General features: G+C 44.6%; 12 protein-coding genes. All 12 read right to left on the bottom strand.

Translation table 11 applies throughout. The features are described 5' to 3' along the window. Positions 1-3: 3 nt before the first annotated feature. The gene (locus tag APB76_RS12710; RefSeq protein ID WP_004743382.1) at positions 4-696 is read right to left on the bottom strand and encodes an electron transport complex subunit E; all 693 of its coding nucleotides are present in this window, start codon (positions 694-696) and stop codon (positions 4-6) included. Then, the gene (gene rsxG / locus APB76_RS12705) at positions 689-1,324 is read right to left on the bottom strand and encodes an electron transport complex subunit RsxG (RefSeq protein ID WP_054961471.1); all 636 of its coding nucleotides are present in this window, start codon (positions 1,322-1,324) and stop codon (positions 689-691) included. The genes APB76_RS12710 and rsxG overlap by 8 nt, the downstream gene beginning before the upstream one ends. A gap of 9 nt (positions 1,325-1,333) precedes the next feature. After that, positions 1,334-2,380, bottom strand: a complete 1,047-nt coding sequence (rsxD, locus tag APB76_RS12700) for an electron transport complex subunit RsxD (protein WP_054961472.1) — start codon at positions 2,378-2,380, stop codon at positions 1,334-1,336. Then, entirely contained in the window at positions 2,380-4,977 is a 2,598-nt protein-coding gene (gene rsxC / locus APB76_RS12695) for an electron transport complex subunit RsxC (RefSeq protein ID WP_054961473.1), read from the bottom strand. Before rsxC ends, rsxD begins: the two co-directional genes overlap by 1 nt. 8 nt (positions 4,978-4,985) lie before the next feature. Next, positions 4,986-5,570 carry an electron transport complex subunit RsxB gene (gene rsxB / locus APB76_RS12690; protein WP_054961474.1) on the bottom strand — a complete coding sequence of 195 codons (585 nt, stop codon included), beginning with the start codon at positions 5,568-5,570 and terminating at the stop codon, positions 4,986-4,988. Continuing rightward, a complete protein-coding gene (gene rsxA / locus APB76_RS12685) occupies positions 5,570-6,151 on the bottom strand; it encodes an electron transport complex subunit RsxA (RefSeq protein ID WP_004748403.1) in 582 nt (193 codons plus the stop codon). The genes rsxB and rsxA overlap by 1 nt, the downstream gene beginning before the upstream one ends. A 267-nt stretch (positions 6,152-6,418) precedes the next feature. Next, positions 6,419-7,078, bottom strand: a complete 660-nt coding sequence (locus tag APB76_RS12680; protein ID WP_054961475.1) for an HAD family hydrolase — start codon at positions 7,076-7,078, stop codon at positions 6,419-6,421. A gap of 86 nt (positions 7,079-7,164) precedes the next feature. Further along, entirely contained in the window at positions 7,165-7,911 is a 747-nt protein-coding gene (locus APB76_RS12675) for an SDR family oxidoreductase (RefSeq protein WP_054961476.1), read from the bottom strand. Positions 7,912-7,913: 2 nt separating this feature from the next. Then, positions 7,914-8,774: a hypothetical protein gene (locus APB76_RS12670; protein WP_237767904.1), complete on the bottom strand. Its 861-nt coding sequence runs from the start codon at positions 8,772-8,774 to the stop codon at positions 7,914-7,916. A gap of 112 nt (positions 8,775-8,886) precedes the next feature. Beyond that, positions 8,887-10,062 (bottom strand): ABC transporter substrate-binding protein, encoded by a 1,176-nt coding sequence (locus APB76_RS12665; RefSeq protein WP_054961478.1) that lies wholly within the window; start codon positions 10,060-10,062, stop codon positions 8,887-8,889. 535 nt (positions 10,063-10,597) lie between these two features. Next, the gene (locus tag APB76_RS12660) at positions 10,598-11,434 is read right to left on the bottom strand and encodes a hypothetical protein (protein WP_054961479.1); all 837 of its coding nucleotides are present in this window, start codon (positions 11,432-11,434) and stop codon (positions 10,598-10,600) included. Next, positions 11,434-12,576, bottom strand: a complete 1,143-nt coding sequence (locus APB76_RS12655; RefSeq protein ID WP_054961480.1) for a beta-ketoacyl synthase N-terminal-like domain-containing protein — start codon at positions 12,574-12,576, stop codon at positions 11,434-11,436. Before APB76_RS12655 ends, APB76_RS12660 begins: the two co-directional genes overlap by 1 nt. Positions 12,577-12,580 lie beyond the last annotated feature (4 nt).

The raw sequence follows: 12,580 nt of genomic DNA, 5'->3' as shown, positions 1-12,580 counted from the left end.
TTGTTATTGATTGGTCACCCGAGCTCGCTCAATGGCTTGTTTTTGTTGTTTCGGTTGGCGAGCTTCTAACTGTTTATCTATGACATTTTTCGCGGCAATGAGCAATCCGACGCCAATGAAAGCACCTGGTGGAAGCAGGGCGAGCAGGAAGCTATTGTCGAACTGAAACACCTCGATTCGTAATGAGGTTGCCCATTCACCGAGTAGCAGGTCTGCACCGTCAAATAACGTTCCGTTACCAATAACTTCACGCATTGCCCCTAAGACGACCAGTACGCTGGTCATTCCGAGCCCCATCCAAAAGCCATCTTGTGCAGCAGGAAGTAGGTCGTTCTTAGACGCAAAGGCTTCGGCGCGACCAATGATGATACAGTTAGTTACGATCAAAGGAATAAAGATACCCAGAGAAAGGTACAGGCCGTACGCGTAGGCATTCATCAACAATTGAACGCAAGTTACCAGGGCTGCGATGATCATTACGAATACAGGGATACGTACTTCTTTCGGTACATAGTCACGCACCAATGAAACCGTGACGTTTGAACCGACCAGAACGAGTAGGGTAGCAATTCCCAACCCAAGTGCATTGGTCACGGTCGATGAAACAGCAAGTAATGGACACAAGCCTAGTAATTGAACTAGAGCAGGGTTGTTGTCCCACATGCCGTTCTTAATTAAGGTCTTATGCTCACTCATTGTTGCCTCCACAGTTCAGTGGTTGTGCCAATATTTGTTCACGATGGGTATTAACGTACTCAACGGTGTTTTTAACCGCTTTCACCACAGCGCGAGGAGTAATGGTTGCCCCAGTGAATTGATCGAACTGACCACCATCTTTACGCACTTTCCAATCTGATAGATTCTCTTCGCTGACAGTTTTACCTGCAAAACCGAGGATCCAGTCGGTGATACGTAAATCTATCTTATCACCTAACCCCGGAGTTTCTTGATGGTTTAAGACCCGCGTTCCGGTAATTGTTCCATCTTGTTGGATACCGACAATAATTCTGATAGCACCATTATAGCCGTCCGGTGCAATGGCTTCGATTGCTAAAGCCGATGGCTCATTATTGATGGTTGCCATATAGACAGGCATCGGTGAGTCGGTGCCAAGCGCTGGGTTACTGACTAAGGTACAAGCTTGATAAAGATCGTTATCGTGCATCTTGTGAGGAATCACTTGGTTGAGCACTGAAAGCAGTTGCTTTTGTTCCTGCAGTTGAATCTGATCTTGGGTTAAATAGTTGGTCAGTGCTACAACACCGGTCGAAGCACAGGCAAAAACCGCTAGAATCACACCATTTTTTCTAATCGCATTTAACATGATGAAACCTTAGTGACCGTACGTTCTTGGTTTGGTGTAGTAATCAATGAGAGGTACACACATATTACCAAGTAATACCGCAAAGGCCACGCCATCAGGGAAGCCGCCCCAACTGCGGATGATAAACACCATCGCCCCGATAAATGCACCGAACACCAATCGACCTTTTACTGTCGTAGAAGCCGAGACTGGATCAGTGGCAATAAAGAAGGCACCAAGCATGGTTGCACCAGAAAGAAGATGAATAAGCGGTGACGCCGTCGTTCCCGGAGTCAAAATCATGAATAGGCTGCTGATCAGCGTCAGGCTTAGCAAAAAGCTCACTGGAATATGCCAATTGATCACTCGTACCTTGATCAAAATTAGACCACCAACAAGGTAAGCAAGGTTAACCCATTCCCAGCCGATACCCGCCAAGCTACCAAATTGTGGTTGGGTTAAGGCTTCACTGGCCGTGTTGCCCGTCGTCAACGCGGTCTTAAAGGCATCTAGAGGTGTAGCCATGGTAACGCCATCAATACCGGTACGGATTTGTTGAAGAGAGAGCCCCTCTAGGTTAAATCCGGTAAAGATCAGCGAAAAAGCATCACCACTGGAAATCGCCGTCGCTTGCAGTTCATTGGGAGAGATCCAACTCGTCATCTGTACTGGGAAAGAGATCAGTAGTACCACATAAGCGACCATCGCTGGGTTAAATAGGTTTTGACCAATACCACCATAGAGATGCTTCGCAATCACAATAGCGAAAATAAGCCCGATGGTAATGATCCACCAAGGCGACAGAGGTGGAATCGCAATCGCGAGCAGCCAAGCTGTGACTAAGGCGCTGTTATCGCGTAGCGCTGACATCGGGTGACGTTTTCTGGCCAGCATGACCAAGGCTTCTAAACCTAGACCGATCACAATCGCAAGAATAAGCTGGATTATTGTGCCCCAGCCAAAGAAATAGGTTTGTGCTGCCAATCCTGGCAAGGCGCAAAGCGCTACCCATTTCATTAGATCAGGAGTGCTTTTGCGACTATGCGCATGGGGTGAGCTGGCAATAAAGAAGGCCACTACTCTTTCTCCTCAAATTGTTTTTGTTGTTCTTTTTCAGCTTTGCGCGCTTTAGCCCGTGCAATAGCGGCAGCAACTGCGGCTTTCTTAGGATCTTCGTCAGCTGTTTCTGCATCAGGCTCTTGTTCAACAGGCTCAGATTGAGCTTGCTGTTCGGCTTTACGCGCTTTTGCTCGTGCGATAGCGGCGGCAACGGCAGCTTTTTTCGGATCTTCGTCAGTTGCTTCTGATGCAGGCGCTTGTTCAACAGGCTCAGATTGAGTTTGCTGCTTGGCTTTACGCGCTTTGGCTCGTGCGATAGCGTCAGCTACTGCGGCTTTCTTAGGATCTTCGTCAGTTGCTTCTGCAGCAGGCGCTTGCTCAACAGGCTCAAATTGAGCTTGCTGCTCGGCTTTGCGCGCTTTAGCCCGTGCAATAGCGGCAGCAACGGCAGCTTTTTTCGGATCTTCGTCAGTTGCTTCTGCAGCACCTGCTTGTTCAACAGGTTCAGATTGAGTTTGCTGCTCAGCTTTACGTGCTTTTGCTCGTGCGATAGCAGCGGCAACGGCAGCTTTCTTCGGATCTTCGTCAGTTGCCTCTGGCGCAGGCGCTTGTTCAACAGGCTCAGCTTGAGCTTGCTGCTCGGCTTTACGTGCTTTTGCTCGTGCAATAGCGGCAGCAACAGCAGCTTTCTTATCTTCTGCTGGTGGCGCTTGATCAGTTTCTTCTGTTTGCGCTTTCTTCGCTTTAGCTCGGGCTATTGCTGCAGCGACCGCGGCTTTTTTATCTGTAGCGGGTGTTTGAGTTCCGTCAGAGCTTGCTTGCTCAGCTTTTTTCGCTTTAGCTCGCGCTATCGCAGCTGCAACCGCATCTTTTTTGTCGTCTTTTGACGTGTGTTCAGATTGCTGGGTTTTCTCTGCTTTCCGCTCTCTTGCCTGACGTTTACGCTCTTCACGCAGCTTGGTCATTTCACTGTTATCAGGTTCAGCTTGGCCGCTTTGCATCGCTTCTGCTTGTTTAGCTTTTGCTTTTGCAATCGCGGCAGCAACGGCAGGTTTAACTGTTTTTTCTTCAGTCACAGGCTGTGATTTTTGTGCTTTAACTCGCGCAATGGCGGCTGCAATGGCATCATCGCCACCAGAAGATTTCATCTCTTTTCGGCGATCATCTGCGGCTTTCTTGAAGCGATTTTCACGAGCGGCTTTATCTCGTTCTAGACGTGCTTTTTTCTCTTCAAAACGAATCTTCGCGCGCTCTGCCGCTTCCGCTTCTTCTTTGCGAGTACGGATCTCAGCTTTCGCTTGGCGGTAGTATTGAACCAGTGGGATTTCACTTGGACAAACGAATGCACAAGCACCACACTCAATACAATCTTGAATGTTCAACTCTTCACATTTATCAAGCTCTTCTGCTTTGGCATGCCAAACGAGTTGCTGAGGGAGAAGAGAGGCAGGGCAGGCTTCGGCACACTGACCACAGCGGATACACGCCATTTCGTATTGATTCGGTGAAATTTCTTTGCGAGTCGGAGCCAAGATACAGTTAGACGTTTTGGTGATTGGCACCTGCGCATGAGGCAGGGTAAAGCCCATCATAGGACCACCCATTATTAGGCGCGGTAATTTCTTATCTGCTTTGTAACTAAACTCATCCAACAGAGCCTGCACTGGCGTGCCAAGTAGCGCCCAAACGTTTCTTGGCTGTTTAAAAGTATCACCAGTTAAAGTTACGATACGTTCTACCAGTGGTTCGCCATCGCAAACCGCTCGTTTGATCGCATGCAGTGAGCCAACGTTTTGCACTAATATCCCGATATCTGCAGGAATACAGCCATTCGGAACTTCTTTGTTGGTCAGGATTTTGATCAGCTGCTTTTCACCACCAGAAGGGTACTTAGTCGGGACAACACGGATGACAATGTCTTTGTGCTCTGCGGCTTGTTGTAGTGCTTTGACCGCTTCAGGTTTGTTATCTTCAATGCCAATAACCGTCAGTTTCGGCTTAAGGATATGCTCAACGATCTCAATCCCTTGGATGATCTCTTGGGCATGTTCACGCATCAACATATCGTCGGCAGTGATGTAGGGTTCACATTCTGCAGCGTTGATGATCAGAATCTCTGTTCTTGCCAAACCGGATTGAATTTTCTTCGCTGTTGGGAAACCTGCGCCGCCCATACCGGATACACCAGCCTGGCGAATTTTTTCAATCAGTTCGTCAGGCGTGCGTTGAGCATAATTAGACCAGTCTTCGCGTTCGATCCAGCTATCGGCCATGTCGGGCTTAATAACAATACAGGTTTCACTCAAACCTGAAGGGTGTGCAGTGGTTCTTGGTTCAATTGCAACCACAGTACCCGATGTTGGCGCGTGTACAGGAAGCATAAAGCTGGTGTCGTATTTAGTCAGCGACTGACCTTTAAGTACTTGCTCGCCAACTTCAACCGTAATAGTGCCAGGTTTACCTATGTGCTGTTTAACTGGTAGGACAATTTCTGCGGGAATGGCCGCACGCGAAAGTGCATGACTTACCGACTGAGACTTATTTTCAGCAGGGTGGACGCCCCCCGGGAAACTCCACAAGGCGCCAGTTTTGATTTGTTCGATTAATGACAGCATACCAGCCCTTAACTCCCGCTGTTCTGCTTGACGGCAGAATCGGTAATATCAACTACAGGAATGGCGTTCATCTGCCACTTCCAGCTCGCTGTAGTGGTTTCTACAGGAATCATTTCAATACAGTCGGTAGGACAAGGAGCAACACATAAATCACACCCAGTACATTCGTCCTTAATCACGGTATGAAGTGCTTTTGTTCCACCAACAATGGCGTCTACCGGACAGGCTTGAATACACTTGGTACAGCCAATACACATATCTTCATGGATAAAGGCGACGGTTTTGACTGCGTTTTCAAGATCGTGTGCCGAGTCGGTTGCTTCAACCCCCATTAGGTCCGCAAGCTTTTCTATTGTTGCCTGACCACCCGGAGGACATTTGTTGATTTCATCACCATTAGCGATAGCCTCAGCGTATGGTCTGCATCCGGGGTAACCACACTGACCACATTGGGTTTGTGGGAGAATACTGTCTATTTGATCAACAATAGGATCCGCTTCAACTTTAAAGCGAATTGAAGCGAAACCAAGGATCGCACCGAAAATAGCGGCGAGAACCGCGATGGCGATTATTGCGATTAGTATTGAGCTCATTACAGTTTCACCAAACCAGTAAAGCCCATGAATGCTAGAGACATTAATCCAGCGGTAATCATCGCAATTGATGCGCCTTTGAATGGCATAGGGACGTCAGCAGCGGCAAGGCGTTCGCGCATAGAGGCAAACAACACTAGTACCAATGAAAAGCCAACAGCCGCACCGAAACCATAGATGATCGATTCGATAAAGTTATGGTTTTCGTTAATGTTAAGTAGCGCTACACCCAGAACCGCACAGTTAGTGGTGATCAGGGGAAGGAAAATACCCAATAGGCGATACAGAGTCGGGCTAGTTTTATGTACTACCATCTCTGTAAATTGAACCACCACCGCGATCACCAGAATAAAACTCATGGTGCGCAAATATTGCAGGTTGAGCGGATCTAAAATGTAGTTCTCTACGAGATACGCGCACACGGAGGCTAAGGTCAAAACGAACGTTGTCGCTAACCCCATCCCGATAGCGGTTTCTAGTTTTTTAGACACACCCATAAATGGACATAAGCCCAGAAACTTCACCAGTACAAAGTTATTGACCAGCACAGTGCCGACCAACAACAAAAGATATTCGGTCATAGTTATATAATTTAGAAATTCCGATCCCGACATTATCCTGCTTTGCTTGTTCAATAACAACCAAGGAAAGATAAGGTTTTATATTGTTGAATAAAAATTATACGAGATTGTGCTAAAAAAGTTGAATAAATACGACTTAGTAAAGGAAAACTGGCATTTAGATTTTGCCTAGTGAATGTTTGGGGTAGGAGAGAGAAAAGAGCAACACTAGGTTGCTCTTTGGATTTGGGTTATTCCATTGTGATGTGTTCAAGCAAAACCTTGGCGTTAACCCCAATTAAGTATGGTCCAGTTCGACTGGTTCGCGTGTGCTTTTAAACGAGGGCATGGATTGACCAAATACGCGTAATCAGCGTATTGGCACAGTGGTAAGTCATTGATTGAGTCAGTGAAAAAATGCAGTTCAGAATACGACTCTGAACGTTCTTTTAACCACTGCCTTAAGCGAGTGACTTTGCCTTCACGATAACTTGGTACACCTTGTATCTTGGCGGTGTAATGATCGGCCTCTGAAACGAGATCGATACCAAGTGCGGTGTGAATGCCTAAGTGACGCCCCACCGCTTCAACTAAGAAAGTCACACTGGCAGAGATAATCAGCATATCAATACCATCACGAGATAGTTGCTCGATTAAGGTTTTAGACTGAGGAAACTGTTTATCTAGAATACGAGTTTTTACACATTCTTCTACCAACAGATTAACCTGTTCAACAGGCATGTCAGTTAACGGTGTCATAGAGAAGGTTAAGTAGTCTTCCATATCTAACTTACCTTCGGCATACAAACTCATCAAACGTAGATCTTCTTCGATGAAGTTCGACTCAGTCGCGATACCCTTGTCAACCATAAACTCATTCCAAATCATTGCACAATCGGCATTGATTAAGGTCTCGTCTAGATCGAAGACGTACAAAGGTTTGGACATGTTCACACTCTTTTTAGATTTGAAAAATGCCTGCGAAACTAGCAGCACAGCGTTTCGGTATTATGACAGCTTAGGGATAGTCGCCTTTAATATCCTTTAAAAAAGCCACCATCTAACAAAATGTTTTGACCTGTCATATGATTGCTTAATGGACCAAGTAATCCATTGACGGCATCAACAACATCTTGAACGGATGCGTATTTTTTTAGTGGGATATTGCTTGTTTCTTCAGCCATTTGCTGTTCAAAGCTCACACCGTTGAGTTCGGCTTTAGCGTGCATTTTATTGGTATAGCTTTCAGTCATCACGCCTCCGAGCGAGAGAGTGTTGACTGAGATACCTTGCGCACCTAAAACGAGAGCCATGGTTTTGGCTTGCCCCAACCAGGCAGAGCGAAGGCAATTGTTGGTACTGTAATGAGAAAGCGCATTTTTGCTGCTTAAGCCTGAAACTAGCACGATTTTAGCACGCTGATTGAGTCGCTGATTTTCTACCAAGTATTTCATTAAGCTTAATGGACGGATAAAGAAATCTTGGTAGAGGGCTTGCCACGCATCACTATCTGGAAACAGTTCTTGCGAAGGTGGAATCCTTGGGATAATAAAAACAATTTGGTCTAGCTTATCAAATGCGGATATCTCTGCAGCTGCTTGCTCGATACTATCGTCACAGCTGAAGTCCAAGCGTACAGATTGACAAGGTATTTGAGTCGTTGAGCATAGCTTGCTCAACTTCTCGCTATTTCTTCCGGTAACAATAAGCTTACCAGTAATTGACTGAGCGATAGCGCTGCCCATCCCACTTGTGGCACAGGTGATTAAGGTCGTCTTCAAGTTTAGATTCCTCTGGAAATTAAATGCATTAAGTTATCTTGATAGTGATTACTCACTTTAAGCTCGTATTCTTTCCCTTTTATCCAAATCGTCACAATATGGTGGTCTTTACTTGCTTTAATATCGACGTTTTCACTGCTGTCGAACAACGATTTGTGTACTAGCGTAGAACGATTGAGACGAACGAAAGGAATAGGGAATGACTGCTCTAGGTCGGTTAGAGAGCATTTTATTTTAGTTGATAGACCCGACTTATAAATGATTTCAGAGTAAGGGTGCTTGTAGGTAACTAGGGTAACGTCTTCGTTGACTGCGAAAGCGCGTTTATTGCCGTTAATGATTTTATGTATGTTGTTCAGGCTTTGTTGCTCGAGTGAGGCATCTAATTTTTCTATCGGTTGTTGGTGCTCGACACTATTTTTACTTGTTAGCAGTGACTTAATGGCAACACTGAATGCGCAAAGCAATAGTATTTCAGCCAAAACCATTAACCCCAAAACAAAGTTGGTTATTTCACCTAATAACGAGCGTTGACCCCGAGCTAAGTAGTAGCTAACAACGGCGAGCTGTTTACTTGCGATGGTAATAGGTATCGAGCCGGTGTGTAGAGTTACATTGGCAGCATTTGCGGTTAATTTTGGGATCGAAGCTCCTTTTGTACAGTGTTCTGATACGTCGCGGTCATCTGCTGAAAAGCTACTAACCGTGACCTGTATACACATGTTAGCGTTGGTGTTTGATTGTTCATAAGCAGCCAAGAAATTTTTAAGACTAGATCTAATGCCATGTATATTAAAGGTGTATACATCATCAAGGAACGAGTCTGTTTTGGTCCACGCCACTACCAGTGCGCTAGCAAGCATATGGTTAGGTGCTTGTTTTTTTACTATGTAGAAGTAACTAGCCGCAAATAGAGCTTGGCTGCAAAATAACAATATTCCAACGAGCAAAAGAATGTGTGATGTAGCGAAGCGCCTATTCATCATTTGAGGTCTCACTGAAGTACAGAGTCGCTACTTTTTGATTACCGCGCGCTGTCACTTCATATAGGTACATCGGCTTTTTATTATGACCTGTGTTGTTTATATCAATGTATTGACCATCCATAGCCGTTTTGTAGTTTGAGCTTTTTAACGCGTTGAGAGCGTCTATTTTGTGTTTAAGGGATGATAATTCTGTTATCTCGCTTTCAATGAGTTGAATTAGGTCAAAAGAGTAAGCGCTCAGGAAAGAGGTATATTCGAAAGGACAGTAAGCACTTGCATATGATTTAAATAACTCCTTGTTTGGGCCTTTTACTTTTCCATCCCAATTTTTTAAGAACCTCAAGGTAATATTTGGAGAGACTTCTTCGATGATGTCGTAGAACTCCTGCCTTCCACCAATTGAGTCAGGACCTAACATGGTTATATTTTTGATATTAGTCGTTGCCAGTTCATGATAGAAGGAGGCGATGTAAGGGTTAAACAGAGGGGCGAAGATAGTGTCACCAGTGTTGATCTGTTGGGCAATTTCTTTTTGAGAGTCAAAGGTAAACTGATGAGTTATTGTGTCGATGTCCGGACGTTTTGCCAAGACTAAACGGAGGAATTCACTTGCCACTTCGACTGAGTATTGACTTGATTGAGACATCACAATATGCAAGGTTTTGGTATCGGTTTGCTCTAAATAGTATTCAGCAAGGAGCTGCGCTTGGTAGAGATTCGAAGGCATTATAGATAAGCCAAACTGAGTATCCTGAATGACATCCATTGCTGTTGCTGAAGTAATAAAAGGTATTTCGGCTTGAGTGAGGAAACTCGCAGCGGCTTCTGCTTCTTTAGATATCAGTGGGAGCACCGCGATATCTACATCTCGTTCAATCAGTTTCATTGCGGCTTGCGCACTACCGCTAGCAGAGCGGTTGTTTTCGACAAATATAATGTCTATATCTTTGGCTTTATTACCCAAAGTATCTGTGGTGCTTTTCAAAATACACATTTTCTCTGTATTTGACTTTGAGCTGTTCTTCGAAGTATGACCGACAACAATCCCAATTTTATATTTGTCACTGTCAGCGTGTGCACAAAAAGCAAGCAATAATAAAAGTGAAACACATACCTTGTTGCATATTGTCTTGGTGTTTTTGACGGTGAATTTAATAAAACTCATCCACGTATCCCCGTATTTAGTTAAACTAAAATTTTTATTTAATTAAGCTTATGTTTTTGTTTTAAAAGACTATTTGTTCTGTTTTGATATCTTTTTATTTTTTTTATTAATATCAGGGATGATTATAATTGAACTTATTGTTAACTGAAATATCATTAGGTGGAGCGATAGGTTTGTTTGATTGATAATTAACCCAGTCTTCAGTGGGTTTGGTTACTATATTTTCCAAACATGAATAGAATATGAGAGTGTTTATCGAAACTCTATGCTGAATAAAAGTTGAACAATGCTGATAGATGCTGATGGAGTCAGTAACTAGTGACTATTTTACATGTGGACGAAATTTGCCCATATTGCTACGGAATAATAAAAACACGTCTGGCTAGGGCGTTATACTGGGTAAGTCATTCTCAGTGAATAGAAAAGCCCGAACAATGTTCGGGCTATTTCTTATTAGTCGAGGTGCTTGTATGACTAAATCGAGCTGTAAGTGACCATGCGAGAGAGCACTTTTGATTACAGTGCTGGTCAAGCATTATTGAGTTTTGATCACCGTAACACGGTACTTTCCATCAAGGCAGTTGATCAGTTGCAACTTTCCTAGGCTTGAGTCAATAAATTGATTGATGGCATAAAGTGAATTTGTTTCATAGAAGTCACAGGTGACCTCGAACAAATTAAGCCATTCACTGTCCTTAACGAGCGTTCGTAATGCGTCATCGACTCGCTCACTCAGCGCAACATAGCAAGGCTCAACTATGGCATCTAAGTATTGTGTTAAGCCCTCAAGCTCCATCATCTCGGAAACATGTACCACTTGTGCTAAGGCGTTGTCTTTATTGTTGCTAAGCAACAGCCAGTTTGAACCTTCTCCTATCATCACCTGTTTATCCAAACCTAAGTAGTCATGTGGTGACGTCGTTTCGCAAGGTTGCTCATCGATCCCCCCCAGCAGGATCTGCGTTTCTCTACCTAGGCTTAATTTCGCATCAGATAGGCGCAGTGCGTTTTCGACCACAAAGCCGTGATGTGACAAATTTAAGTTTGTGCTATCGAGACCAAGGAATTTGCTGATGTAAAAGCCTGCTGTATTGCTCAATGAGTTAATAAAGTCGACCGGTTTCGGAGGGGTTTTATCAATATATCGCTGTTGACAAGAGCGATTAAATACAGACAGATCGCCCTGACCGGAGACAAGATACAGAGCCGTATTGCTAGGTAATTCTGTTATACCGGATACCCCAAGAATACCCAGTTGAATGAAGCGATCAGTTCGTCGGATATAGTTTGCTGCGACTTTTTTACACGTCTGCTTAATATCAACCGCCGGATCTCGGTGAACATAAAATGACGAGACTTGATGGATATACATTATAGCGCCTTCTTTTCGATCACAAAGGCGTTATTGTTGCCGCCAAAGCCAAAACAATTTACTAAAAAGGTGCCATGTTCACAAGGAACAGGCACTTGAGTCGGCGCCCAAATCATTTCAGGGTCAAGCGTTGAAAAGTTGGGTGTTGGTGGAATAAAACCATGGTCTATTGCATTCATCATTAACACTAATTCGCTTGTTCCGCAGCTACCTAGCGTATGGCCGATGTAAGGTTTGAGAGAGAAAAATGGAGGCGGTGTTTCAAAGATTGATTTCATGCCATTAATTTCAGCTAAATCACTGAGATAACTTGCTGTACCGTGCGCTTTAATAGCGGAAATATGTTGGCAAGTCACCTTGGCATTATCGAGCGCCTGACTGATTACCTTAGCAATACCAGAACCATCAGGGTTAACACCTGTGACGCTATGAGTTTCACAGCGGCTATCTCCCCCAAGAAAATGCCAAGGGGAGGATTTTACATCACTTCGGCTCATTAATACCACACTCAGAGATTCACCTAGTAATAGGCCATTTCGGTTGGCATCAAATGGTTTGCTACTCTCAGGTGCCAAAAGCTGCATAGAGACAAAACCTTCAATCGAGTGCTCGGCAAACGTTTCAATCCCGACCACGAGCGCATAATCGACCACTTGGCTCTCAAGCATGGTCGCGGCATCTAAAAGAGCGTTTGAACTCGAAGTGCAGGCGGTATTGTAAGTGAGGCTAAAATCACTTAGACCAAAGTGGTGGCTTAAGCGTGCAGCGTATCGGCCATTTCCTACCCTTTGGTTTTCTATTAATAGGGTCTGTCGCTGCTTAATACTTTCACCAAGAGGGGCAGAGAGGGAAAGATCATTCGAAGCGCAACCAACAAATAACCCACATCGAGCACGCTGCTCAACATCGATAGAACACTGCTCAAAAACGGAGTCGATTAATCCAGTCAAGTGCGGAACAGGGTCGAATAGGGCATCGAAACTGCCTTCGTTGCGTATTGCATAGTAAGGAATCGTCCTTTGCTCTTCAAAAACAGCGATTGTTTTGTTTTGAGCAAAAAACTCTCCTTTACGTAAGGCTTGAATTTGCTGCTGATTATTGCCCAACGCACCGAGAACCTCACCAGCTAGTAAAGTTATCATGACG

It is taken from the genome of Vibrio bivalvicida (genome assembly GCF_001399455.2).
Classification (GTDB): domain Bacteria; phylum Pseudomonadota; class Gammaproteobacteria; order Enterobacterales; family Vibrionaceae; genus Vibrio; species Vibrio bivalvicida.
Note: the sequence above shows the minus strand (reverse complement) of the source record. Positions and strands in the feature narration are given on the sequence as shown.